Source organism: Sphingopyxis sp., from assembly GCF_016704835.1.
In the GTDB taxonomy this organism is placed as follows: domain Bacteria; phylum Pseudomonadota; class Alphaproteobacteria; order Sphingomonadales; family Sphingomonadaceae; genus Sphingopyxis.
In genome coordinates this window covers 288,641-312,637 of record NZ_JADIZJ010000006.1, presented here as the reverse complement: position 1 = coordinate 312,637, position 23,997 = coordinate 288,641, and the positions used below count along the sequence as shown (strand labels likewise).

Annotated in this window: 25 protein-coding genes, 1 tRNA gene and 1 pseudogene; 10 read left to right on the top strand and 17 right to left on the bottom strand. The window is 61.9% G+C overall.

Going from position 1 to position 23,997, the window contains the following annotated elements:
* The first annotated feature begins 320 nt into the window (after positions 1 to 320).
* Positions 321 to 464 carry a hypothetical protein gene (locus tag IPF76_RS12935; protein ID WP_293844624.1) on the top strand — a complete coding sequence of 48 codons (144 nt, stop codon included), beginning with the start codon at positions 321 to 323 and terminating at the stop codon, positions 462 to 464.
* An 88-nt stretch (positions 465 to 552) separates the two neighbouring features.
* Here the strand turns inward: IPF76_RS12935 and IPF76_RS12930 are convergent, their stop codons facing one another.
* The gene (locus IPF76_RS12930) at positions 553 to 729 is read right to left on the bottom strand and encodes a hypothetical protein (protein ID WP_293844621.1); all 177 of its coding nucleotides are present in this window, start codon (positions 727 to 729) and stop codon (positions 553 to 555) included.
* A 108-nt stretch (positions 730 to 837) separates the two neighbouring features.
* Between IPF76_RS12930 and IPF76_RS12925 the strand changes: the two genes are divergently transcribed.
* On the top strand, positions 838 to 1,002 hold the full coding sequence (locus tag IPF76_RS12925; RefSeq protein ID WP_293844618.1) for a hypothetical protein: 165 nt from the start codon (positions 838 to 840) through the stop codon (positions 1,000 to 1,002).
* Between the two features lie 34 nt (positions 1,003 to 1,036).
* On the opposite strand, the gene IPF76_RS12920 is transcribed toward IPF76_RS12925, so the two are convergent.
* Positions 1,037 to 1,126, bottom strand: a complete 90-nt coding sequence (locus IPF76_RS12920) for a hypothetical protein (RefSeq protein ID WP_293844615.1) — start codon at positions 1,124 to 1,126, stop codon at positions 1,037 to 1,039.
* Positions 1,127 to 1,129: 3 nt separating this feature from the next.
* Between IPF76_RS12920 and IPF76_RS12915 the strand changes: the two genes are divergently transcribed.
* On the top strand, positions 1,130 to 1,378 hold the full coding sequence (locus IPF76_RS12915) for a hypothetical protein (RefSeq protein ID WP_293844612.1): 249 nt from the start codon (positions 1,130 to 1,132) through the stop codon (positions 1,376 to 1,378).
* Between the two features lie 66 nt (positions 1,379 to 1,444).
* On the opposite strand, the gene IPF76_RS12910 is transcribed toward IPF76_RS12915, so the two are convergent.
* Positions 1,445 to 1,912 carry a biotin/lipoyl-binding protein gene (locus IPF76_RS12910; RefSeq protein WP_293844609.1) on the bottom strand — a complete coding sequence of 156 codons (468 nt, stop codon included), beginning with the start codon at positions 1,910 to 1,912 and terminating at the stop codon, positions 1,445 to 1,447.
* A gap of 15 nt (positions 1,913 to 1,927) precedes the next feature.
* Positions 1,928 to 3,313, bottom strand: a complete 1,386-nt coding sequence (locus tag IPF76_RS12905) for a TolC family protein (protein ID WP_293844606.1) — start codon at positions 3,311 to 3,313, stop codon at positions 1,928 to 1,930.
* On the opposite strand from IPF76_RS12905, the gene IPF76_RS12900 reads away from it, so the two are divergent.
* The 3 genes from IPF76_RS12900 (at position 3,300) to IPF76_RS12890 (ending at position 4,929) form a co-directional block, all read left to right on the top strand.
* On the top strand, positions 3,300 to 3,728 hold the full coding sequence (locus IPF76_RS12900) for a TetR/AcrR family transcriptional regulator (RefSeq protein ID WP_293844603.1): 429 nt from the start codon (positions 3,300 to 3,302) through the stop codon (positions 3,726 to 3,728). The genes IPF76_RS12905 and IPF76_RS12900 overlap by 14 nt on opposite strands.
* On the top strand, positions 3,707 to 4,033 hold the full coding sequence (locus tag IPF76_RS12895) for a TetR/AcrR family transcriptional regulator C-terminal domain-containing protein (protein ID WP_293844601.1): 327 nt from the start codon (positions 3,707 to 3,709) through the stop codon (positions 4,031 to 4,033). The genes IPF76_RS12900 and IPF76_RS12895 overlap by 22 nt, the downstream gene beginning before the upstream one ends.
* A gap of 596 nt (positions 4,034 to 4,629) precedes the next feature.
* The gene (locus tag IPF76_RS12890) at positions 4,630 to 4,929 is read left to right on the top strand and encodes a hypothetical protein (RefSeq protein ID WP_293844598.1); all 300 of its coding nucleotides are present in this window, start codon (positions 4,630 to 4,632) and stop codon (positions 4,927 to 4,929) included.
* 65 nt (positions 4,930 to 4,994) lie between these two features.
* Here IPF76_RS12890 and IPF76_RS12885 read toward each other — a convergent pair whose 3' ends face one another.
* The 5 genes and pseudogenes from IPF76_RS12885 to IPF76_RS12865 all read right to left on the bottom strand — a co-directional run bounded on the left by IPF76_RS12885 (position 4,995) and on the right by IPF76_RS12865 (position 11,521).
* Positions 4,995 to 5,729 (bottom strand): RES family NAD+ phosphorylase, encoded by a 735-nt coding sequence (locus tag IPF76_RS12885; RefSeq protein ID WP_293844662.1) that lies wholly within the window; start codon positions 5,727 to 5,729, stop codon positions 4,995 to 4,997.
* Positions 5,726 to 6,138 (bottom strand): annotated as a pseudogene (locus IPF76_RS12880) (MbcA/ParS/Xre antitoxin family protein). The gene IPF76_RS12885 and the pseudogene IPF76_RS12880 overlap by 4 nt, the downstream one beginning before the upstream one ends.
* 52 nt (positions 6,139 to 6,190) lie before the next feature.
* The gene (locus IPF76_RS12875) at positions 6,191 to 7,921 is read right to left on the bottom strand and encodes a strawberry notch C-terminal domain-containing protein (RefSeq protein WP_293844659.1); all 1,731 of its coding nucleotides are present in this window, start codon (positions 7,919 to 7,921) and stop codon (positions 6,191 to 6,193) included.
* Between the two features lie 41 nt (positions 7,922 to 7,962).
* On the bottom strand, positions 7,963 to 10,551 hold the full coding sequence (locus IPF76_RS12870; RefSeq protein ID WP_366499640.1) for a strawberry notch-like NTP hydrolase domain-containing protein: 2,589 nt from the start codon (positions 10,549 to 10,551) through the stop codon (positions 7,963 to 7,965).
* 79 nt (positions 10,552 to 10,630) lie between these two features.
* Positions 10,631 to 11,521: a toprim domain-containing protein gene (locus tag IPF76_RS12865; protein ID WP_293844589.1), complete on the bottom strand. Its 891-nt coding sequence runs from the start codon at positions 11,519 to 11,521 to the stop codon at positions 10,631 to 10,633.
* A gap of 124 nt (positions 11,522 to 11,645) precedes the next feature.
* Between IPF76_RS12865 and IPF76_RS12860 the strand changes: the two genes are divergently transcribed.
* Positions 11,646 to 12,302 carry a lytic transglycosylase domain-containing protein gene (locus IPF76_RS12860; protein ID WP_293844586.1) on the top strand — a complete coding sequence of 219 codons (657 nt, stop codon included), beginning with the start codon at positions 11,646 to 11,648 and terminating at the stop codon, positions 12,300 to 12,302.
* Positions 12,303 to 12,389: 87 nt separating this feature from the next.
* Here the strand turns inward: IPF76_RS12860 and IPF76_RS12855 are convergent, their stop codons facing one another.
* Positions 12,390 to 13,661: a site-specific integrase gene (locus IPF76_RS12855; RefSeq protein WP_062765210.1), complete on the bottom strand. Its 1,272-nt coding sequence runs from the start codon at positions 13,659 to 13,661 to the stop codon at positions 12,390 to 12,392.
* 94 nt (positions 13,662 to 13,755) lie between these two features.
* Between IPF76_RS12855 and IPF76_RS12850 the strand changes: the two genes are divergently transcribed.
* Positions 13,756 to 13,837, top strand: a tRNA-Lys gene (locus IPF76_RS12850).
* Positions 13,838 to 14,404: 567 nt separating this feature from the next.
* Here IPF76_RS12850 and IPF76_RS12845 read toward each other — a convergent pair.
* On the bottom strand, positions 14,405 to 15,271 hold the full coding sequence (locus tag IPF76_RS12845; RefSeq protein WP_293844582.1) for an ATP-grasp fold amidoligase family protein: 867 nt from the start codon (positions 15,269 to 15,271) through the stop codon (positions 14,405 to 14,407).
* 16 nt (positions 15,272 to 15,287) lie between these two features.
* Between IPF76_RS12845 and IPF76_RS12840 the strand changes: the two genes are divergently transcribed.
* Positions 15,288 to 15,584, top strand: a complete 297-nt coding sequence (locus IPF76_RS12840; RefSeq protein WP_293844579.1) for a hypothetical protein — start codon at positions 15,288 to 15,290, stop codon at positions 15,582 to 15,584.
* 282 nt (positions 15,585 to 15,866) lie between these two features.
* Here the strand turns inward: IPF76_RS12840 and IPF76_RS12835 are convergent, their stop codons facing one another.
* From IPF76_RS12835 to IPF76_RS12810, 6 genes are all read right to left on the bottom strand, one after another.
* Positions 15,867 to 16,940, bottom strand: coding sequence for a histidine kinase dimerization/phosphoacceptor domain -containing protein (locus IPF76_RS12835; protein ID WP_293844576.1), 1,074 nt, complete (start codon positions 16,938 to 16,940; stop codon positions 15,867 to 15,869).
* Positions 16,941 to 17,059: 119 nt separating this feature from the next.
* Positions 17,060 to 17,806 (bottom strand): protein phosphatase 2C domain-containing protein, encoded by a 747-nt coding sequence (locus IPF76_RS12830; protein ID WP_293844573.1) that lies wholly within the window; start codon positions 17,804 to 17,806, stop codon positions 17,060 to 17,062.
* Positions 17,803 to 18,828 carry a type VI secretion system-associated FHA domain protein gene (locus IPF76_RS12825; RefSeq protein ID WP_293844570.1) on the bottom strand — a complete coding sequence of 342 codons (1,026 nt, stop codon included), beginning with the start codon at positions 18,826 to 18,828 and terminating at the stop codon, positions 17,803 to 17,805. Before IPF76_RS12825 ends, IPF76_RS12830 begins: the two co-directional genes overlap by 4 nt.
* A 14-nt stretch (positions 18,829 to 18,842) precedes the next feature.
* The gene (locus IPF76_RS12820; protein WP_293844567.1) at positions 18,843 to 20,537 is read right to left on the bottom strand and encodes a serine/threonine-protein kinase; all 1,695 of its coding nucleotides are present in this window, start codon (positions 20,535 to 20,537) and stop codon (positions 18,843 to 18,845) included.
* Between the two features lie 52 nt (positions 20,538 to 20,589).
* Positions 20,590 to 21,330, bottom strand: a complete 741-nt coding sequence (locus IPF76_RS12815; RefSeq protein WP_293844564.1) for a LysM domain-containing protein — start codon at positions 21,328 to 21,330, stop codon at positions 20,590 to 20,592.
* Positions 21,327 to 23,024, bottom strand: coding sequence for an EAL domain-containing protein (locus IPF76_RS12810; RefSeq protein WP_293844560.1), 1,698 nt, complete (start codon positions 23,022 to 23,024; stop codon positions 21,327 to 21,329). Before IPF76_RS12810 ends, IPF76_RS12815 begins: the two co-directional genes overlap by 4 nt.
* 407 nt (positions 23,025 to 23,431) lie before the next feature.
* Between IPF76_RS12810 and IPF76_RS12805 the strand changes: the two genes are divergently transcribed.
* Positions 23,432 to 23,953, top strand: coding sequence for a hypothetical protein (locus tag IPF76_RS12805; protein WP_293844557.1), 522 nt, complete (start codon positions 23,432 to 23,434; stop codon positions 23,951 to 23,953).
* Positions 23,954 to 23,997: the final 44 nt, after the last annotated feature.

Sequence of the window (23,997 nt, the reverse complement as noted above, 5' to 3'; positions counted from 1 at the left end):
AGATCAGGAAAGCGACGAACCCGATCGCGGCGATGATCGCCAACGCGAATCTCATTGGCGGCAAGCCAGTCATGGTTGCGTGGCTAAATCGGCATGATTTGCGGCGCTCCGACCCAGATGATCATCGGGATGAGGCCGATCACATCGATCCGTTGCCTTGACGATTTCCTCGATCTGGCCCCGGAACAGATAGAGCAACCCTATTCCCCGGCCATGGCGACCGGCACATTGATGAAGAATATCCACTCCACCCGACATTGTCGGAGATGGTGCCGCCCAGAATAGGCCCCGCGATCGGGGCAACTGTGGTCGTCGCCCAGATGATCATCGCCACCGACGCCTTCTCGGGCGGAAAGATGCGCAGCAGCAGCGTCATCGAAAGCGGTATGATCCGTGCCGCCGGCCAACCCTTACAGCACGCGCGCCCCGATCAGCATGCCAAGCGTGCTGGACAGGCCGCATAGAAGCGAGAGAATTCCGAACAGGAGATAGGAGGTTATGAAGACCGCTGCCCGCCAAAGCGACGCGAAAGCCATCCGGTGAGCGGTACGGTTATCGCTTCCCGCAACCGCGTAGGGAGGTGATCACCCAGGTCGCCTCCGACACGGATACGCCGAGCGAGCCCGCAATATGCGGGATCGAGACATTGGCAATGGTCGTATCCAGCACGACCGGGAAGTTGCCCATGCCGATCAAAATCGCGGCAAGGATAAGCTTGCCACCCGTCAAGGTTGAACTGCGGTGACTCCAGATCTGCAGCAGCGTCGGCCATGGCTCAGTCCACGATCAATTGGAGACGTCGATGTCGGCTGTCATCGACAGCCCGACCCGCAACGGATGTTCGGTGAGCTGCCGGGGATCGAGCCTGATCCTGACCGGGAGGCGCTGGACCACCTGATCCAGTTGCCGGTGGCGTTTTGGGCAGGCACGACCGCGAAGGCCGATCCCGTTCCGCCGGAAAAGCCCACGACCGTGCCACGATATTCGACATCGCTGCCGTAGAGATCGGAGGTGAGCGTCACGGGCTGACCGCGCTTCACCTTCCTGAGCTGCCCTTCCTGAAATTGGCATCCACATAGACCGCGTTCACAGGGACCACGACCATCAGGCTCGCTCCGGCCTGCACGCGTTGGCCGACCTGGACCTGGCGGCGGGACACCACACCATCGACCGGGGCGCGGATGACGGTACGATCGAGATCGACGCGCGCCTGGTCGCGTGCGGCGCGTGCGGCAAGGACCTCCGGATTATCCTCCGGCGCTGCCCGGTCGATCAGCGCGCGATTGGCGTCACGGCTGCCGATCGCGGCGGTGCGGTTCGCGGTCGCCTGAGCGCGCCCGGCGTCAGCATCCTGAGCCGCGCGAGCGCCGTGCTGTAAGCATTGCGAGCGCTCGTCAATTCATCGCCGGAGACCGAGCCGGAAGCAGCAAGCGCTTCCCGACGATCAAGATCGATCCTTGCTCGCGACAGATCGCCCCTGGCGACAGCAAGCTGGGCGTCTGCCCGTGTCCGTCTGCGGCGCGCGCCGCGACCTGGCACCGAGACCGCTGTCGGTCGCGACAAGACCGCGTATCCGCCGCTCGGTGGTCGCCAACTCCGCCTCTGCGCGCGCCAGCGTCAGTCTGGCATCGGTGTCGTCGAGCCTGACCAATATATCGCCGCGCTTGACCGGCAGCGCATCGTCCACGAGCACATCATGGACGGGTCCGCTGATCAGCGGCGTGACCTGCGCCACATTGGCGCCGACACAGGCATTGTCGGTTTCGACATGGCGTGAAGCAATCAAGACGTCATAAGCAAGATAGCCACCTCCAAGAATGGCGACTGTCGCTCCAAGGCCGATAAACAGCTTCTTGCGCTTCGCGTTCTGCGGACCGGCGGGCGGTTCCTCGGTGTAGGTGAGTTCGTTCATCGAAAGGGTTCCTCTTCAGGATCGAAAACCGCCGCCCAGCGCGCGCGCAGCGCGACATCGAGGGCGAAAGCGCGGGCCTGCAGCGTTGCGACGGTGCGGCGGGTGGAAATGAGCGCGTCTTCCGCCACGAGTACGTCCAGCGAAGTGGCAAGACCGCCGCGATAGCGGTTGTTGGCGACCGCCCAGGCCGCACTTGCAGCGCGCTCGGCATCGCGGGCTCGGTCGAGCCGCTGGCCAAGCGCGCGTTCGCTGGCGGCGGCATCGGCGATTTCGCGCAGCGCCTGTCAAGCGCACCGTCATATTGTGCGACGGCCTCGCGATAGTCGGCTTCGAGGCTCGGTAGCGGCCGCGCAGGCTTCCGCCGTCAAAGATCGGCAGGCTTATCGCAGGGCCGACTGTTCCGAACTCGGAGCCGGACTTGAACACATTGTCCAGGCCCAGCGCCTGCAATCCGATCAGTCCGGCTAGATTGATATTGGGGTAGAAGGCTGCACGCTCCTTGATCCGGCTCGCGGCCGCTTCGCTGCGCAACCGTGCGGCGATGATGTCAGGACGACGGCCGATCAGTTCGGCGGGCAGATTGGCGGGCAGGCCGAAGTCCTCGCGGGCGATTGGAGCAGGCCGCGTGATGGTAAGGCCGCGATCCGGCCCAGCGCCGAGCAGCACTGCGATGCGATTGCGCGCCAGAACAAGCGCTTCGTCGAGCGCGGCCAATTCGCCCCTGCGAGTCGCCAATGCTGACCGGGCGCGTTCGACAGCGCCCGCGTTTTCGAGCCCTTCCGCCTTGCGGCCTTCCATCAGTTCGAGCGTACGCCCACGCACCTCGACAGCGCGCGCAGCGGCATCGCGCTCGGCATGGAGAGATCCCAGGTCCGGCATAAGCGGCGGCGATTCCGGCAGACACGGCCAGTCGCGCTGCAGCCGCCTCCGCTCCGGCAGCCGCCGCATTGACCGCGCCGCGCCTAGTGCTGCCCGGTTCTTGCCCCAGAAATCCAGCTCCCAATCTAGCCGGAGTGTTGCAACACCATAGTCGGGCCAGCCTGGGCGCGAATTCGCGCGGGAAGAGATAGTTGTAGCTCTGCTTGGTCGCACCGGCTTCAGCATTCGCATTGAGCGAGGGCAGCAGGCGGCTGCGGGTCTCCCGACCAGCGCCTGGGCGCGGGCGAACCGGGCCTCGGCGACGCGCAAATCGGTGGCGCCCACCAGTCCTTCCGCAATCAGCCCCGGAAAGCTGAGCGTCGCCAAAATCACTCCCACCAGTGATCTGACGGCCAGGCAGTCCGGCGCGGCAAAGCTGTTCACGCTAGCTATGCTCTCAACGGCTGCTCGCGCGGGCAATGCGCTTTTCTGTGGCAGGGTTGCGCAACCGCCCAGCAGGAGCGCGGCGGTGAGTACCGCCATTCCCGCGCTTTTTCTGGCGACTCCATACCGAACTCCAAACCATACAGTTCCGGTCATTATGAGCAGGCCCCTTGTGCCTGTCAATCTAAAACCGTACATGGTGGTTCAAGAAAGGAGTGATGCGAATGCAGTGAAAACTGACGCACGGCGTAACGCGATTTTGGCAGCGGCGACGGACATATTCCGCGAGGTTGGTTACGCGCGCGCAAGCATGGCGATGATCTCGGCGCGGCTCGGTGGATCGAAGGGCACGCTATATGGATATTTCAAATCCAAGGAGGAGTTGTTCGGCGCGGCGATGATGGAGGTTATGGAGGGGGCAGGCGGCAGACGCGGTGCGCCTCCCTTGATGCATCTGAACCCGATATCGCCCTCGTCCTGCGCCGGTTCGGGATGGCTTATCTGGCCTTGCTGACATCTGCTGATGCGGTAGCGATCATGAGGACGGCGATTGCCGAGGGCGCAAACTCGAAGCTGAGAAAGAGCCTCTACGACGCGGGTTGCGGAGGCACATGGGCTGAAGTGAAGACCTATCTCACTCAGTTGCAGACAAGCGGGGCAATCCGTGGTGCTGATAATCGGTTCGTGGCAGCTCACCTCAAGGGTTTGCTCGAAGCGGGGATCATCGAACCGCCGTTGTACGGAGCGGAGCCATGGTTCGACACCGAGCAATCGGTTGCCTTTGCAGTAGATGCGTTTCTCCGTGCCTATGCGATCTAGCTTGATCGAAAAGGAGCGCCCCCACTGCTTAGCTATGACGGCAAACACATGTTTCTCGCGGCTATGCCGATTGCCTTGCCATATCACATCTGTCGGCTCGGAGAGCCATGCGACAAACCCTGTCGCTTTGCTGCGATGTACAACAATGCAAGTTTTAGGGTTTGTCGACACGCGCGATTTTGCCGTCCATCCGACATCAGAGAACCTCGGAGTCGTCTGCCGCTGGGAAGTTCGCCCTCTCCTTCCACACCGCAAAAAAGCTCGCGCCATGCTGCCGGACTGCTCAATGGAACGGGAATGGAAGGTTTCGGCAGGAGCGGTCATTCACCGCTGGGCGGGGAATGGCTTAAGTTGGTCGGTCCTTGCCATTTTAGCGGCGAGGCCGGCAGCTTCGGTGGACGCGCTGGACGCCGAACACTATCCTAAGCCGCCATGTTCCACCTCCATTGCACCAAGAAGCTGCTTGATCGGATCAAACCGGAAATCGTTGCGGCTGGGCAAAGCGACACCGCGCTCTGGTTTCTGAGCGCACACTGCTTCCCGTGCTTATGCCGCTGGCCCCAGCGGCTTCGCTTGCTCGAAGATTCCCCGCACAATTGGCGCTGGTTCTGAAGGAGCACGGCATCTCATCTGAATTCATCGCCCAGGAAGTCTGGCGGATGGACAAGGTCCAGTACTCGAAAACTGCGAACCGGAGCGTCGTGGGCATCCTCAATGAGTTCGTTCGACAAGCCGAGTTCTGGCTGGCCGCCTATGCCTATGAAAAGGGTGATGATGACGACCTTCTGGCGATTTCCGCCAAGCTAGCGGAGACACCTTGTAGCCCGCTATACAAGGGGCCGGTTTCGCCGGACAAGGCCATCGACGAACTCGTGAAGGCTGGTTCGCAGATTTGAGACTGCTGGCCGGAAACTGTGCTCGGAGATCCTACAGCACTCGGCCGGAAGCCCAACTCATGCCGTCAGACGGGATCGGACGGCAGATCGACAATCCGGAAGACAGCGCCCGATCCGGCATCACGGACGAGGTCAACGCGCGCGCCATCCCAATGATAGTCGAGGTGCCGTCCCTGAAGGGGGATTGACGCGCAGTCCGGGTAGAAGAGCGCGACGCATTCCCCACCGGGATGCCGGATGCTCGGGTAGGCAATACCGTCCGATCCCGCGCCCCTGAGGTGCCGCGCGACCGCTTGAGATGCGGCATAGGCGTCGGAATCGAGCGCCTGAACCGGCTCGCCTGCCAGAGGACGAAGATCATGCAGGTCTGCATCGACCGACATGACGATCTCCCGGAATTGCGAGGTCCAGCCAGGCGCTTCCTTTGTCCGTGCCATGAAGCGGGCGTGGTGGTGGATCGTCTCGAACAGCGCGGTCTCGAACCGGTCGCCCACGTAGAGCACGCCGTAGCTGCCATCGGTAAAGCGGCTCGGCCGGTCCGTGCTGATGTGGGTGAATGGCGCCATGAGGTAAGAGGCCCCGTTGCCGCCGACGCGGCGGTCAACCGGAACGAGGTCGAGATTGCCAATTGTCGCCATGATGCGGGGATTGGTCTTCTGCTCTGCCGAGATCAGCAGCGGCCAGTCGGCTGGATCAGCGATGTCCTCGAACAGGTCGATCGGTGGAAAGGCACTGCGGATGATCCTGACAGCGCCCTTCCACTCAACTCGAGAAACGGGGATATCTGCCGCTCCGCTCACCAGCCACCACGTTCGGCGTCGAGGTAGCGACGCACCCGCATGATGTCGGTGAGTTCGCCTCCGAGCATCACGTCGAGCGCGCTGGCCCGCCGAACGCATCGTTAGCCGCCCTGATCCAGGCATAACCACGGGCCGCTTCCGAGAAGATGATCCGAAGCGCCTTGTGGATGCCCATGAGGTTGGACAGACGCGCACGCCCATCACGCGAAACGCGCCCGGGACCTTCCGCCTTCCAACGCCGATAGGAACGCACCGGCATGTCGAGCAGAGTGGCAGCCTGCTCATCGGTCAGCTCCCATTTGCCGAACAGATTGAGGACTGCCCGGAACATGGCAGCTGCCTCGTCCTGGGTAATCGGATCGGGCCGGAAGGCGGTAACGGCAGTATCAACGGGTTGCAGAGCCAGCATGGCATTTCTCCATATGGCATCATATATTCTAAATAATGCCATTTGGCAAGGGCTACGCCGATGATGCCAGTCTGGCAATCACGCTCGCTGCGCCTTCGATCGGCACGAAGAGCCGGGTCTGATAGCGGATGATCTCGGTAAAGCAGCCTTGCGCCTTGTACCAGTCGAGCCGAGCAACACTCCATCCGGTGAGTTCAAGTCGCTGTGAGCCATTGACCAGGCTGCGTTTGACCATGAGCATTTCGCGGCCGGCCAATTCCATGGCCCGGCCCGTCGCCAGGACGGTCTGGACAATGTCATCTGCGGAAAGCGTCTGTTCGCGCTCGAGACCCAGCGCCCGGCACAGTTCCGGAACGCAATGGACGGGAACTTCACGGCCTAGCAGCGAACGACCATCCGCCGCCGAGATGCGGCTCACCCTCACGAAATCCGAAGGAAGCTTGTCCCAGACCGGCAACAGGAGGCCCGTCGCAAGATAGAGGTGCTCGCGCCTGTGGCTGGTCTGCGCTTCCTCGACCTCGGTTGACCAGGCATCGCGGAAGGCATCTATGGAGATGTCCTCCCAGCTGCTCTCAGCCAATTGATCCTCGGTGATGTGACTGCGCTTGAGCGGGCGCAGCAATTCGAAGCGGGCCACGCGCGTGCCGTCATCGGCAAGAATGCTGCGAGCGGGCACCAGCAATGCGACCCGTTCTGAGCGGGCGTTTCGAACAAGCCGCTGCCGCTGCCCAGCGATGCCGTGGAGCTCCTCGAGCCGCTTGAGCGTGAGCGGCTTCAGGGCTCTGGCAATTTCCAGTTCCAGCAGATGGGTCGTCGCACCTGATGCCGGATCGGTGCGCAGCAGCGTGTCGGACAGGACCGTGAAGTCCTCGACCGCGATGGTCTCAAGGCCGAGATCGAGTGTGCCGGCCTGCCGGGCGGCATCGATGCGCGCCTCGACCAATCCCATGAACTCATCGAAGATCGCATTCTGCAGGGCGATAGGCAGCGCGAGGATACGATTGAGCCACCGCTGGATCGACGGTAGGTCATCGACCATCGACCCGTCAGGCGCTTCAATCCGCAGGCCTGTCAGCTCCTGAAATCGTCCAAGGCTGACCGCTTCAAGCTTGCCGGTGAACAACAGCCCGAACCAGCGATGGAGCGCTTCCTTGGCGTAGATGCTTTCTAGATTGTCGGCAGGATCAAACAGGTTCTGTCCGCCGGTCTGGCGCTGCCCGCGCGTCAGAGCGCCAAGACTGTCCAGTCGCCGCGCGATAGTCGAGATGAACCGGCGCTCGCCGCGCACGTCGGTGGTCACCGGCCTGAACAGCGGGGCTGATGCCTGGTTGGTGCGATTGGTCCGGCCAAGGCCCTGGATCGCAGCGTCAGCCCGCCAGCCCGGTTCGAGCAGAAAGTGGACGCGGCGGGCCTGGTTCTTCGCCGCCAGATCGGCATGGTAGCTGCGCCCCGTTCCCCCGGCGTCGGAAAACACCAGGATCCGCTTGGCGCCGTCCATGAATGCCTGCGTTTCAGCGACGTTGGCGCGCGGCGACCGGGATTGCAGCTTCTGACGACCATCGCGGCCGATGATAAGCCGGCGCGACCGGCCGGTGACTTCCGCCACCTGGTCGACCCCGAAGCGTTCGATGATGGCATCGAGTGCGGTCGCGATCGGCGGCAGGGCGCAAAGCGCCTCGATCATCCGGTCACGCGCGGCAAGCGCGGAGCGGCAGAGCACCGGTGCGCCTTGCTCGTCAGTCATGGGCTCGGAGCGAGGATTGCCGTTTTCGTCGGTAAACACCGCCATCAGGCGAACGGGAAAGCTCTTGGCGAGATAGTCGATTACATATTCATGGGGGGGAGGGGGGGGGGGGGGGGGGGGGGGGGGGGGGGGGGGGGGGGGGGGGGGGGGGGGGGGGGGGGGGGGCTGTGGGGGGGGGGGGGGGCGGAGGGGGGGGGGGGGGGGGGCCGCGGGGACAGGTCGATCTCAAGAGCTTCGCGTGCCTCGTCCGACAGGTCGGCAAGCCGGCGGTCGAGCATGGCTTCTGCCGTCGAGACCAGCTGGACGACAACAGCCTGCCCATCGGCAATCGCCGCATGGATCGCGGGCAGCAGGCTTGGGAGCTTCATCGACAGAAGCAGCTGCGCGAAGAAGCGTTGCTTGGTTCCCTCGAAGATCGACAGCGCTGCGGACTTGGCACCGGAGTTGAGCGTCCCCCCGGTCTCGCTGTCGACGATCCGCGTGGCTTCCAGTGCTTCGCGCAGGTTGGCGTGAATGATCGCCCAGGCCTCAGCATAGGCATCGTAGACCGCGATCTGATCCTCGGTCAGGCAATGCTCGAGGATTTCATATTCGACACCGGCGAATGAAAGGGCCCGGGCCGTGTAGAGGCCGAGTGATTTGAGATCCCGCGCGACCAGTTCCATCGCGGCGATGCCGCCATCGCGAATATCGGCAACGAACGCCTCGCGATTCGCAAACGCGGTCTCCGGACCCCAGAGCCCGAGGCGCGTCGCATAGGCGAGGTTGTTCACGTCGGACGCTCCGGTGGCCGAGGCGTAGAGCACCCTTGCCCGGGGCAGGAGATTCTGCAGACGCACCCCGGCAATGCCTTGCTCCGATCCTTTGACCTTGCCCCGCGATCCTTCCCCGCCGGCGGCGTTGGCCATGGCGTGCGCTTCGTCGAACACGATCACGCCGTCGAAATCTTCACCTGCCCAGGCGAGGATCTGATCAAGCCGCGTTGCGTCGTTGCGGCCCGAGCGGAGCGTCGGATAGGTCACGAAGAGGATCCCGTCGCGCATGGCGATGGGCGTGCCCAGTTTCCAGGACGACAGCGGCTGGATGTCGATCGGGAGACCGCCAAGGGCGGCCCAGTCGCGGCGCGCGTCTTCGAGCAGCGCCTCGTTCTTCGAAATCCAGATATGGCGGCGTTCGCCGCGCACCCAGCGATCGAGAATGACGCTCGCGACCTGGCGGCCCTTACCCGCGCCGGTGCCATCCCCGAGGAAATAGCCTTGCCGGTAGACGTGACCTTCCGCCGACGCCTTGAGCGAACAGCCCTTGTCCTCCGGTTCGAATCGGCCGGGAAGGTCGCGCGCATGCGCACTCGCGGCATAGATCAGGGTCTCCGCTTGGGCAGCAGACAGAAGCCCCTTGGGAACCAGTCCATCCGGAAGCTGCGGCACCGCCTCTGGCTTGGGTGCCGAGATCGAACCCATGGCAACGGACTCAACCAGCGCCGTCGGATGCTCGGCCGCGCCATGGATCACGATCCTGCTCGGTCGATAGGGCAGATAGTGGCCGACTTGGATCCCAAGCGGCGCAGGGATTTCAAGCGCCTCGTAGGTCAGCGCGCCGATGGCCATCGACGCTGCAGGCGTGATCCTCGCCGGGGCCGGAAGCAGTCTGCGCGGGCCGGCTACCAAACGGAACGGCGCACGAGCCGGGAGGATTGATTGTTCAGAGGCTACCTGTCTGCTGTCGAGAGCAGGCAAGGCATTGATTAGATCGACCAGCTGGGGGAAGTCGTTCGTGCGAATAGCGACAAGCTCATTGGCGCCTTCCACCTTATCGAGAACCAGCAGCCGCGTGGTGATCCCGGTGCCGCTCTTGATGAAAGCGCGTTCGACCGCGGCATTGAGCCGCAGAGCCACTGGCCCCTTCAGCCCCACCAGAAACCTGGTGCAATCGAACCATTCAGGCATGATCGCAACCAGCCGCCCGCCCGGGGCAAGCCTGTTCCAGGCCGAGCGCAGATGCCTCCCCCCGGTGCGACCATCGTGGCCCCGCTCGATCCCATGAGAATATGGCGGGTTCATCAGCACGACGCTCGGTGCGATGGCCGGATCGAGCAATTCGTCGATGAGCTCGGCATCATGCCCGGTCACGCGGGCAGCCGGAAACAGAGCGCTCAGGCAGTCGCGGCGCAGCGGCGAGATTTCGTTCAAGGCAAGGCGTGTGCCGGCCTTGGATGCCCAGACCGCGAGCATCCCTGTTCCGGCCGACGGTTCTAGCACGAGCTCGTCTGCGACGAGCGCGCAAGCCCGGGCAGCAAGCCAGGCAAGGCGGGGTGGCGTTGCAAACTGCTGCCATTCGATCTGCTCTTCACTGCGATTGGTCTGGGTCGAAATTCGGGCCTCGAGGGAACAGAAGAACCGGTCTGCTTCCTCGATCCGGGCCGAGAGTCGGATCGGATCCGATGCTTGCAGGTATTGAACTTGCGCAAGTTCGATCGCGGCGTGAGCATCGCGAACTGACCATCGCCCGAGAGCATCGCTCCCTCCAAAGTGCGCAGTCATGATGCGACTGATGTCGCTGCGTGAGAGCGTGCGGCCTGCCGCCAACTCCGAAGCCATGGTCTGGGCCGCCATCGCAACAACGGGCGGTGATGATTCATCGAAGGCAAAGGCAAGAGACGAATTGGACATGGGAACCTCCTGACGAGGTCCTGCGGCTGGCAGGCCTCAATCAGCCAAAGGCCCCCTCCCCTCTGCCCAACGGATCAGATTAACGGGCAAGCCGGGACTTCAACTCATCGTTCCAGTCAAAACCGGGCGAGGCTGGTGCTCGTGAGTGGATGACACGATTTGGCGCAGCATATGCCCTCAGCGCTCGCTCCTCTGCGAGAGCGCCCCCGGCGTCATTGTCGATGAACAGATAGAGCTCACGCACGCTTTCCGGGATCGCAACAAGGCCGAAGCGCTCGTTCCCGAGTGTTGCCCAGCATGGGACCCCGAAGAGCTGCATTGCTGACAGGGCGCTCTCGATACCTTCGGCAAGTCCAAGACGCCCTTGCACCGGCGGCGCCAGTCTGACGGCGCCACAACCAAGGGTGCCAAGCGCACGCTTGGGCCGCTCGAAAGCGGCAAGCTTGCCGCTCGCCAAGTCGAGAAACGTTCGGTGTACCGCGATTATGCCAATGTCGGTTGTTACTGCGGCCAGCATCGCGGGGAGAAATTGGACAGCGCCGCGCGGCCCGAGCGGCGTGCGCGCCAGGTAACGGAGTTGATCGGATGCGGGCAGAAGACCGCGCTGCGCAAGGTATCGTGCGGCAGGGCTGTCGGAGATCGCCGTGGCCGATTGCCACAAGCGCCGTGCATTGGGACTGAAGTCGCCATGACTTTGCCGTTCGATGGTCCCAGCACTTGAACCGTTGAAAAGGTCGCGGCTGCGAACGCCCTGGCGATCCAGTGCCGCAATGACGTCCTCATTCGGACATCCCGCAAAGCAATGAAACAGGATGGCTTTGCGCCCCAGGGTCACACTCAGCGACGGAGTTCGATCGTCGTGCGCGGGGCAGCAGCACATGCCTTTGCCCCTACGCCATGTACCCTGAAGGCTTTCGACGATGGTGCGGGCGCGGCGTTCGAGTTGATGTGCATTGTCTAACGGGGGCATCGTCCTACTCCGATTGAGGTGCCCGCCCCGTGCAGCCTCCGCTCTGCACCAGCGCCAAACCATTTTCCTACTTCATATGTTCTTTATATGTTCTCCCTCGATTCGGCTATACGAGGATCGAGAAATGACAATGAAAGCTATCTTGGTCGCAGGCATCGCGATCACCTCTGCTACCCCCGCCAGAGCCCAGGATTTGCCCGCGCCAGCCACAATCGAAGCGCCCGACAGCCGTTCCGAAGGGTTTCGGATCGCTGAAACATCGAACGGCTTCCAACTGGTCGAGCATGGACTCTGGCGATCCGCCCAAGACGGCCCGGCACCTGTTGTGACTGTGCCGCGAACTGGTCGGGTCAACCTGCCCTACAGATACGAGCGGAAGGCCCAACCTGGCCCATCCGGCTTCAGGCGAGCAAGCTACCTGCCCCACATCTATGCGGCGGAAGCTAAGTATTCACTGCCTGCCGGCCTGCTCGATGCACTCGTTTGGACGGAATCACGCTACAACCCTTTGGCCGTCAGTCCGGCGGGCGCTGCGGGGCTTGGGCAGCTGATGCCCGCAACGGCAAAAGAACTCGGGGTCTTCAATCGCTTCGATCCTATGGCTAACATCTTCGGCGCTGCGCGGTATCTGCGGCAGATGCTCGACAAGTTCGGCGTGGTTCACCTCGCGGTGGCTGCCTACAATGCCGGTCCAGGGGCGGTAGAACGCGCAGGCGGCATTCCCCGCAATGGCGAGACGCCCGGATATGTCCGCGACGTCCTTCGCCATTGGCGCTTCTAGAGATCGGCCCGAAATGGCCGGAGCAGGGTCCATCGTCCTGCGGTTTCGGGCGGGCTGGTTTTGTAGCGGGTGAGATCCCCTTTGAGATTAGCCGTCTTTGGCCTCGGCTGGGTACTTGGCTGCGATCTGCATTACCTCCTTACCCCACAACGCCAACGCCTCGCGTTTCTCGTTGGTATACTGGTGACGGTGATAGACCCCAGCGACGCCAGCCATAGCTGATCCTGACTGGTGATTGAGGACCGCCTCAGAAACCACCAAGGGTATGCCAAGACGCTGGAGACCAGTTGCCACCGTCCGTCGAATATCATGCATTGTGAAGTGACCGGCCTCATAACCGAGCTTCTCGTCCACGCTTGCTCTGATCCGCTTCCACGCCTTCGATAGTCCGCTGACGCTGTTCGTATTGGTGACCTTCGATGCCAACAGGATCTGGGATTGCTTGTGGGCCTCGTCGGGGTCGATGCCAGCCGCCATGAATATCTCGGTGATGACTGCCAGGGCCTGCGCGGATAGCGGCACCACATTCGCCTTGCCGTTTTTCGCTCGGTCGCCCGGAACTGTCCAGACTTTCGCCTTGAAATCGAACTCGTCGCACGCTGCATCGAGCACCTCGCCCCGGCGCTGAGCCGTAAGGACAAGCATCTGCACAAGATGACCGAATGGATAGCCATCCTCGACGGCAGACTGCCATAGTGCCGCTAGCTCGCGGTCGCTCAGTACACGATCTCGAGGTTCATTCCGCTTCGGGCGCCACGCATCCCGGCAGGGGTTGGCTGGCATGTGCTCAAGTCTGGTGAGCGCCCACGTGTAGAAGGTCGAAAGATGGCGATACACGATGCGCGCCATCGTCAGGGTTTCCTTGCCCCGCTCGAACGCAATCTTCTCCACGAAGCGGCTCACGTCACTTCGGGTAATGGAGTCCGCGAGCCGGTCTCCAATCTCGGGCTCAATATACTTTCGGAAGACCCGATCGAACTCCCTCGCGCTCCGTTTTTTGCCCTCGATCTGCTGAGCAAGGTACGTCTCGTAGAGCTCCGCGACTGTCCCGACGCCTTTTGATCCCTTCCTTTTTGCGCCCGCTTTTCTGGCGATGCTCTTGCCCTGCTCGACATCGACAAGCAGATCGCGCGCCTTCTTGCGGGCATGGGCCAATGTAAAACTCGGACCATGGCGTCCGATGGTCACATTCAACCATTTGCCCTGAACCCGCTTGCGCAGAATGTACGTCTTGATACCACTGGCACCCATGCGGAGCCTAAGGCCGGGGACGATACCATCGGCGAGCTCAATTTGACCCGCAGTCGGCGCCTTCAGTCCTGCGATCTTAGCGTCCGTCAATCCTACTTTGTTCGCCATATGCACCTGCTACCTTAGGTAGCTTTTTGTAGTGGATACTGGCGAACATTTCAAGAACAATGCGGACTCTGAATCGCAGATTTCCGCCATTTTTGGACACATGCGGACGTGCTAGGACCCTCTGATCTTGGCTCTTAATCAGCGGGTCCTAGGTTCGAGCCCTAGTGCGTCCACCATATTTTCCGCCAGTTTTGACCGATCAAGCCCCACCCTTCGGGAGCCTCTTTCGGCCTCACGTAATCGCCACGTAATCAGCCGCGCTAGTTTCGGCCTCACCCGTCGTTTACCTGTCGTCGGTATAGCGACGCCATGAGAGGGCGCAGACGCTACCGCGAACCAAGACGCTACGCTCCGGCGCCGCGATGCCCGCGCCGGCGATCCTCGTATGCCGTTACCTATCTCACTACCGCCGGACCGATCGGCGCCATCGCAGGCGGCTGGGCAATGACGGACCCTGACCGGCAACAGGCGTTCATAAGCAACGCGAAGGGGGTTGCCATTGATGCCGGGATGAAACTCTTCGGGATTGCCGGAGGCCGTAACTCCGGGGAAGAAGGGTCTGTCAAGAATGCGGCGACGCACAAATTCGCACCTGAGGTTCGCACTCATGCGGCACGGATGGTCCTGGACAACAAAGGCGATCATCCATCACGTTGGGCAGCCATCGTCTCGATCTCAGCGGACATCCCTCCCGGCGGCACCATTTTCGCTGCGGACGACCGACCTCATTATCCCCGACGCGTTCATTTCATCTCGGACAGCCACAGCGCGCCGAGACTCTCGTCGATCCAGTCCGCGGCAAACGGATCAAATCCAGATCCGGGGTAGAGGCAAAACTCGCCAAAATATGGTCGTCCCCCGACCTCGTAAAAATCAATGCGCAAGAAGGTCATACCGCGTGCCAGCACCTCCGCCGCTTCGAGCATAGCGGCCAATGAGACCGGCGCTGCAGGCCGGTCATCGCAATCGACCAGAGGATTCCAATTGCGATCGTGCAATATCCACCGATGTCGTCCGCCGCGATCGAGATGAACCTGCACATGTGTCGCCTTTCCCCCGAACACGTAGATCTTATAGTCGATCGGAAGCGGCAGGCTTCCCCCGAGCAAGGGCTCGACGACAAGACCGCGCGGAACATCACGATACGCCCATTCATCAAGCCATATCCCGTAAGGCGCCCGCTGCCATCGCTGGGAAAGTCGCCGCAACCGATGCCAGTCCCTGGCGCCGGGGTCGTTACAAAGCACTGCGTATTGGTTGCAGCCGTGGCGCGCTTTGACGATCGCAGGCACCGCGAATGGAATTTGCGCAGGGAGCTCGGATCCGTGCCATAATGTCGGTATGATCCAGTCGTCGCCGAGCCTGCCCTTGACCAGCTGCTTCGCGGCTATTTTATCCATGAGCACGGTCTGCACGGCCGTCCGATCATGCAATTTGCGAAGTTGGACAAGCTCGGTAAAACGCGTTGGGGCATCGAGATTGGGTAGCCGCCGATGCCGCCACGTGTAGCTGATAGTAATGCGACATCGCGCAATAACCGAACTTCTGCTCGCCGTCGCGTAGGGGGCGGCGTCACCGCCAGTCGAAGCCGTCAATTCGATCGACTTCATACCAAGCTCATCCATATTGCAAAAAGTGATGATGAGGATTGGCGCATTAACCAGCCTTACCCGCTTATCATTTGTTGTTAAATCCGCCAACCCGGCCGACGAGAATGCCCTACGCCAGTTGATGCAGTGCACGGGCGGGTTCAGGCGTCGTGTGGACTGTCGGACCGCGCCGGATAGCGAACCGGTGGAAGCGTTTCATCGTCAGTCTTGTGAAGCTTGGCGGGAATACGCAGCAAACCTGATTCAGGTTCCTGCAAGGTCGATATTTTCAGTGATTTTCGTGATCGGGCTGCGCATTGCAGGCTCAATTTGACCGGTTGCGTTCTGTCGGCCTGCGGGCGCAAATCGTCAAAAGCGGAACACCGTCCGGCGATAGATCAACTTTTTTTCGAGTGCCAGTAAAGCCGCTCCGATGAGCGAGCTTATCGGCTCGTTCTCGGTGATAATTGCCGGCGCCGCACCACGTCGCGATTAGTATGGCAAGTAGTTAGCCGACAACAAGACCACGCTCGGGTATCAGATATTGTCCGACTGGCCGATTCCGGCAAATCTGCTTTTTCCGCGTTAGCGTAGCGAAAGCCGGCAGCCATACGCCCTAAGCAGAGGGAGCGGCATCCGCCTTTGAAAAAGAAATGACAACTTTCACACCGTTGCCCGGTTCCGAACTGACAGCAACCTTCGCCGATGCATTCTGCTTCAATGACTGGACGATGATGGCGCCAAGTTTCCCCGCCTTCGGCCATGCGACACCATCGGCCAGGCCGACGCCATCGTCAGCGATGGTGATATGGCAGCCGACATCATCGATGAGGCTGTGGAGGGTGATCGTGCCGCTGTCGCGGCCGGTGAACGCATGTTTGAGCGCGTTCGTCAGCAGTTCATTGACCACCAGTCCTGCCGGCATCGCAACATTGACCGAAGCTGGCCAGCTATCGAGCTTCATGTCGAGCCGGACGCCGTCGGTCGCATGGGCCGCCATTACCGACGTCGCGATCTGACCCAAGTAGATTCCCAGATCGATACTGTCGTCAGCATTCTCGCGGGACAGGGTGTCGTAAAGCACCGCCAAAGCTCCGATCCGGCCCGCAAGGCGATCGAAGCGCTCGCCCGTATCGCCGTCGGGGATATTGCGCGCTTCGAGTCGGATCAGCGCCGTGATCATCTGCAGATTGTTTTTGACGCGATGCTGAAGCTCGCGAAGCTGCGCGTCTTTCTCCGCGAGCGCGGTCGTTTGACCGTCCGCTGCCCGTTCGTTTCCCGTGGGCGCCAGAGCGACGAGACGATAAAGCGGCGTGCCATCGTCACCTTCAATCGTATTCGACCAGGCATCTACGACGATTGCGCCCGCCTCCTGCTCGATCCTGAATTCGCCGATATAGTCGACATCGGCCTGGACGGCATCGCGCAAGAGCCGGTCGTCGTCGGCCGGGACAGCCACGCCGGACAGCGCCCGCCAGCTTTTTCCTTCGATATCGGCAATCGGATGACCGGTCAGGCGCTCGAACTCGCGGTTTGCGTAGGTTATGAGTTCCGACGGATGAAGTTCTGAGACCGCGACGGCTACCGGCACATGATCGAGAAACTGTTTGAAGCGCTCATTCTCCAACGCATCCGCAAGATTCGGAGTATCCAGCAGCATCTCCACCTGGTCGGCCTTGTCAATTTTCATTATCTTTCCCCGCACGTGACCCAGCCCGCATAGCGGGTTCGGGCTGACCCTGCCATTTGCAAATCAAGGCCTAAAAAATCGGGGAAAACTCGCTCAGACCATTGCCGACAGAGGACAAATCAAGCCTTGATCAGCACCAGACTGGCATTGTCGCTACCGTCGCGCACCAGCGCTTGATCGAGCAGCGATTGCGCGAGTAGATCGAGCGATGGGAGGCCTATTGTATCCTTGCCCAAGGTGCGAGACACGCCGTCGGAGCAAAGCATGATGATATCCCCCGCAACGAGCGGGGTCATCAGCCGTTCGATTGCAACCTCCCGATCCACACCCAGCGCGCGTGTTATCACGTTGGATTTCGGATGATTGGCCGCGGCGGACGGTGGCAGGGCGCCCGCATCGACCATTTCCTGCACGACGCTATGGTCACGGGTGAGCAGATGCCACATGCCAGCGCGAAGTCGGTAGGCGCGACTGTCGCCCGCCCAGAATATCTCAAGCCTGTCGTTGATGAGCAAGGCCGCCACAATGGTCGTACCGCTCCGCCGTTCAGCGTCAGCATAGCGGGCATAGATCAGCGTATTCGCGGACTGAAGCGCCGCCAGAATATCATCACCGCACATAGTTTGCTCGCTGCTCGCGAGATTCCCCAGCGCATCGATGGCGATCTGCGCGGCGACATCACCCGATTGATGACCGCCCATCCCATCGGCAATCGCCCACAGTTTAGCCTCGGGCAAATTGAGCACACGATCCTCGTTGACGGCGCGAACGTGGCCGACGTGCGTGAGCGAAACCGATTCGATCGCGGCGGCGGTGCCTTCGGCGATCGGTCCCTGCCCCCGACCAAAGATGCGGAAAAAATTCATTCGCGATCGTCAGTCGCCGCCGCGTCGGCGATACTGTAGGCTTGCACAAAAGCCCGATCGAGCACCCCGGATTTTTTGCCTTCGATCTCCTCAAGCAGATCGGTATGCCGCTTTTCCAGCTCTTTGAGCAGCACTGCCGCCCGGTTCTGGAACAGCGATCGACCGGGAGTATCGCCGTCGAGGCGATCGGGATCGAAGCATGCAATCGCTTGCTGCAGACTTCCGCGCAGTCCGGCAAAGGTCGCCACCAGATGCCGCTTGATGTCGCGGAACGACGATTGCAGCGCCGCCGGACCCGAAAGGAATCCGTGCGACCCGCCCAAGATCAGGTCGATCGCCAGCCGCTGCGTGGGCGCCCATTTGAATGGGTTGTTGTCGGCGCTGCCGATCGTCGTTCGCGTCATCTGATAATGCGAGCGCGCATGATCGCGTTCGCTCATCAGGTCGCCAACGCCGAGCACCATTTGGCGATACACCCCGCCGACGCGGCGCATGATCTCGACCGGATCCTCGCGCGCCAACAGTGAAGCATCGAGGCCGGCGCCCTCGCAAAAAGCGTCGAGCAGCGATCCGGTGGTGATCGCCGCCACGCCCGCCGGCCGCGTGGCGACCGCAGTGTCCGTCCAGTCGCTGGGGACTTCGATCGAATCACCGAGCGGCGGCGTCAGCACCATGGTACGTGTTTCCTGGCCCGCAATATCGCCATGCGGCGCTTCGGACAGGACAATGCGGAAGTCACCGAGGCGGATCGCGAACGGCAGCGGGACAACGATCGCCGTCTGGTCGGCCAAGCGTTCGCCAGTCCCCGCATTGAATACACCGTTTGCGCCAAGCGGGCGCAAGGTCAGCCCGTCGATACCGACAGCGAATTCGCAGTGGGTGCGCGACAAGGCACAATCGGGATCGGGGATCGACCAGTCGGCGCTTTTGTCGCGGCCGACCCGCAGCACGCCTTCGCGCAACAATCGGGCATCGACGGGATGAATTTCGTCACTGCGCGCGAAGAGTTGTAACATGTACATGGCGATCGCTTTCCTCAGGCCACCTGGCGCCGGGGAGCGGTGTCGGCAGCCGGTTCCGCAATACGGGTCGCGAGCATCGACGCGTCGTCATCTGTTGTACCCGCGGCGAATTTTTCTTCGGCTGCTCCGGCGGCGCGATTGAACGCGTCAAACGCCGCGCCAAATTCATCGCCGCGTCGATGGGAAATTCGCAGCGCAAAGCCCGATGTCGCGGCCTCGTCGAGCGCCTTGCGAAGCCGCCCGAGCGGCCGGGTTACCGCGGCTCCGCTGAGATAGCCGACAATCATCACCGTCACCATGACGACCAGCGACAGCATGACCAGCAGCCAACGTGTGTTGTTGGTGGCGGACACAAGTGCTTCGGTGCGAACGACGATATCGACTGTGCCATAGCTCGCTCCCGCATAGCGTATCGGCTGCACGATCCGCATTCCGGCACCCTGGTCTGCCCCGACATAGCTGACCACCGCGCCATTGGCCCCAGCGACTCGCGCCTCCCCTTGCCGCGTCGCATATCGCGCGCCAATGCGGCGACTGTTGGTCGCGGCGCGGACAATATTGTTTGTGTCGACGACGGTCATGGCACTAATTTCGCGATCGTCGCTGGCGCTCGAGACAAAGGCTTGCAGTGCGCCCCAATCCTGCTGATCCGCTGGCAGCCCGGCATTGTCCACCGCGACCACCCCGGCGTTGCTCGCGACAAAAGCCGCGATCGTTCGGCCCGACGTCGCCGCCATGTCCTCGAACGCCCGCTCTTCGCGCGTGCTGATCAAAGCACCGCAGATCGCGAGCACCGCAAAAGTGACCGTCGCCAGCAACAGCGGCAATTTGACCCGGAGCGACAGGCCGCGGCGCGGCACCGCGCTCTCTTCGCGCGCGCTCATTTCGCGCATGATCGCCTTGCGGACCGCATCGCCGTCGGCAAAGCGTTGTTCGGGCTTTTTCGACAGCAGCTTGTCGATGATGAAACGCAGTCCCGGCGGACAATCGCTCGCCGACCGTTCGATCGGCTCAACCCTTTCCTGCGCGATCTGGATGGCCAGGGTCGCCAGGCCGATGCCAGGGAACGCCGCCTTGCCAGTCACCATTTCGTATAGCACGATGCCGAGCGAAAACAGGTCCGAGCGATGATCGATGGGAAGGCTGAGCGCCTGTTCGGGGCTCATGTAGCGCGGCGTCCCGATCATCTGCCCGAACTGGGTCTGCGCGAGATTATCGTTGCTTTGGTCCGGGTCGAGATCATCGATACGCGCAACCCCGAAATCGACGAGTTTTGCGGTACGCCCGTCGTTCGACAGCAAGATGTTCGACGGTTTGACGTCACGGTGGACCACCCCCATCCGGTGCGCATAGGCGAGCGCACCGGCGAGCTGCTGGCCGAGCACCAGCACGCGCTCATAGGGCATCCGGCCATTGGCCAGCAGCAACGTGTCGAGCGGCTGGCCCTCGATGAGTTCCATCGCGATATAGGCGATGCCCTCCTCTTCGCCAACCTCGTAGATCGTGGCGATATTGGGATGACTCAGCGCCCCAGCTGCACGCGCCTCGCGCAGGAAGCGGATGTTAAGCCCGGGATTGCGCGCATATTCGGGCTTGAGCACCTTGATGGCGACCTTGCGGCCAATGCTCGGGTCGATCGCGCGATAGACGTCGGCCATCGCGCCTTCGCCCAGGCGGCCCTCGATACTATAGCGTCCCAGCGATTTCATCGATTTGCACTCTCTTCATCGATCATTTTAGCAGGCGAAAGTTGAAACATTGCTAGCGGCGCGACCGGACCGTCGCCGCGATCCGCTCGGCGCGCGCCAGATCCGCCTTGATCACCATATTGGCGGGATCGAGCGCCGAGGCGCGCCGCAACAGCTGCACCGCGCGCGTCGCGGACCCTTTGTTGAGCGCAGCCAATCCCTGCGTTCGCAGCTGGCGAGCGGCCGCGGGGTCGGTCCGCGCGGCAGGCGGCGCAACGGCCTGTTTAGGGGGCTGCGCGCGCGGCGCGGACGGAGTAGCCGGTGCCGACGGAGCAGGTGTCGCCGCGCGGCGCGCCGGTGCCGACTTGGTGCCGGGAATGCGCAGCGTCTGCCCCGCGGTCAGCGTCGTTGGCTTTTCAATCCCGTTGTACCGGGCCAGCTGGTAGGTCAGCAGCCGATTGCCGAGATAGCGTTGCGCGATGCCAACCAACGTGTCGCCGGGCTGGACGACATAGTCAAAGGATTGCGGTCCGAGCAGTTCGACTGGATCACGCGCGATAGAATCGCGCAACAAAGCGAGCGACGGATTGTTCGGATCGTACTTCAGTCCGGACTTGATCAGTTTGCGCGCCGCCGCCACATCGCCCTGATTCAGATGTTCGGCGATCGTCTCGATGCTCTGTGCGCTGCTGGCCGGCGCCGACACGGCGCCCGGTTTCGGTCCGCTCGCACAGCCCGTCAAAGCCAGCGCAGCGGCCAGAAACAGGGTGCGTCGGAGGTATCGGCGCATGCAGTTTTGAGCGGCGATCGTCATGATGTCATTCTCTCAATCGGGGGTAGGGGGATGGCGGTCTGGAGCAGCGCGGCAAGGCCCGCCCGGTCGTTGATGAAGGTCAGAAAATCTGCGGCCGCCAGCGGACGTGAAAAATAATAGCCTTGGAAATGGCGACAGCCATGCTGGAACAGCCAGTGATATTCCTCGGCGGTTTCAACACCTTCAGCGAGTACTCGAATGTCGAGACCGCGGCCCAAGGCGATGATACTCTGGCATATCGCCTGACTTTCCGGTCGCAGATGCACATCCGTCACGAACTCGCGGTCGATCTTGATCTTGTCGAACGTAAGCTGGCGAAGTGTGCTGAAACTCGAATATCCGGTTCCAAAATCGTCGATCGCGATCTTGACACCCAGCGCCCGGATCGCGGCGAACAGGCGCACGAGGCCGGCATCGTCGGTGCTTGCGACACCCTCCGTTAGCTCGATCTCAAGGCATGCGGGATCGAGCGAGTGATTGTGCAGCGTGCGGCTCAGAAACTCGGCGAAATTGGCGTTGTGCAGCTGGTTGGCCGAAATGTTGACGGCGATGCGCAATGGGCCGAACGGACCGCCTTCCCACTCGCTCGCTTGGCGCGCGGCGGCGTTGAGAACCCACAACCCAACCTCTTCCGCCAGCCCCGACGCCTCGACGATCGGGATGAACAGCGATGGCGGCACGGTGCCGCGCTCGGAGTGGTGCCAGCGGATCAGCGCCTCGGCGCCCGTCACGCATTGCCAGCTCGCGTCGATCAGCGGCTGGAAAAACAACTGAAATTCGTTGCGCCCGATCGCGCCCCGCAAATCCTGCTCCATCGCGTAGCGCTGCTGGACTTGTGCGATTGCCTGATCGCTTAGCTCATGTGTTTCAGGCATGTCGTCCAGCGCGAAAGATGCCAGCGTTCGCGTCAGCAAAAGCTGCGGCGTGATGCCGTCCACCAAGGCGGCACGGCGCGTCGTGATGCTCGGCAATATCTCACGTTGATCGATCTTGACCCGGCCGCCGAGCGCATAGGCGATTGCCCCAATTTCTGATCGCGCATGCGACGGATCGACGTCCGTTCCGTACCAGATAGCGAAATGGGCTTGATCGACATGGGCGATCAGGCGTTCGGCCGGGATCATGCGAGCAATGCGTCCGACTATTTCCAGAAGCACCCGCTCGGCAAGATCGGGATCAAATCCAGCCAGGCGTTCAAAGTCGTCGAGCGCGAACGTCCCGAGGACGCCCGAGCCGTCCTGCTCCATCCGTTCGAGCAACGGTTCGCGGGTTGGCAAGCCGCTCACACCGTGGCGTTCGATCAAACGGCGCTCGATCGTTGCCAACGCCTGCTCGAGACCCTTGGCGTTTTCAGCCAGCCGGTCGGCGATCGCTATTTTCTGCCCCTCGCCGGATATCATTTCCAAGCGCTGCGAGAGTCGCCACAGCTTCCAGTCATGCCGCCAGGCCGATCCGGCCCAGCCGCACCCCACCGCAATGGCGATCAGCGCAAAGGTGGTGAGATCTTCGGCCCCGACATGCACCAGGCATGCGCCGGCGACAAAAACCGATGCCAGCGCCAGGCGGCGCAATAGGATTGCTCCCGAAGTTGCCCCTCTTTGAACCATAACCGCTATTTGGGCGGGAAAATGATACCAAGTCCTTAAATTCCTGTGCAGAAATGGAGCAGAATGGCTCGGTTCGTCGTATTTCAAATTCAACGGTAAAGCTGCGTCGCAACGCTGAAATGTAGTCGGTTCCAATGAACATGAACGACAACGAAGGCGCCATCGTCCTGCTCTCCTTGCGCTGCGTGATATGTCTTGCGGTACTCTCCGACGGAAAGAGCCCGGTATGAGCCCCGTGCTCGAGATAGGGTATCTACGCGGATCGGTGGATTGGCGTTCAGAGCAGTGCCGCCGCTAGGTCGGAGTCCGAACTGGGCCGCGGGTCGCGACCGCTCTGACTAGCATTTTTCAAAGGCGGCCCCGACATCCGTAGATTCCCCAACGGTGCGCCGGTCAACGCGGCGCTATGATCGGCGGCATCCGCGGGAAAGCGAGGTAGCGCTATGACCATCCATGGAATGGGAGAACCGGAGTACCCCGGCTCTACCGGCAATATGATCTGGTCTCTGGTTCTCGCTATCGGGGCTGGCGCAGTACTCCTGTTTCTCCAGTTCACCCCGCGGCCCTTTCTCACGACGATAGCCGCGATCTTGTGGCTCGTCGCGCTGATGGGGGCGGCCGCGCTGATCCAGATGCTTCAGGCTCATGTGCCGTCGCGGCGCCTGGGACGGATTGCCTGGCGCGTCGCGGGCGCATCCTATGTTGTTGGCGCTGCTATTCTCATTGCCGATCCGCTCCTCGGAAACGGCCGAATGGTCGCTGCCCTTGCGAGTGCACTCGCCTTGGCAGGTCTTGCGCGTCTGTCATTCGCGTTGGGCAGCGAGCAGCGCGGCCGAAGATGGTATTTTCTCTCAGGCGTAATGACGCTGACGGTCGGCATGGCGATAGGCTTTGCCTGGCCTTTTTCGCTCGTGGCACCGGCGATCAAGTTGCTTGCCGTCGATCTGCTCGTCCTTGGCGCAACCAATATCCCTGCTCATAATGGCACCTTCGACAATCGGATGCGTCCGACATAGCCTTCCAAAAGATCGGGTCGGCACAGTTCGCGGCGATGAGGATG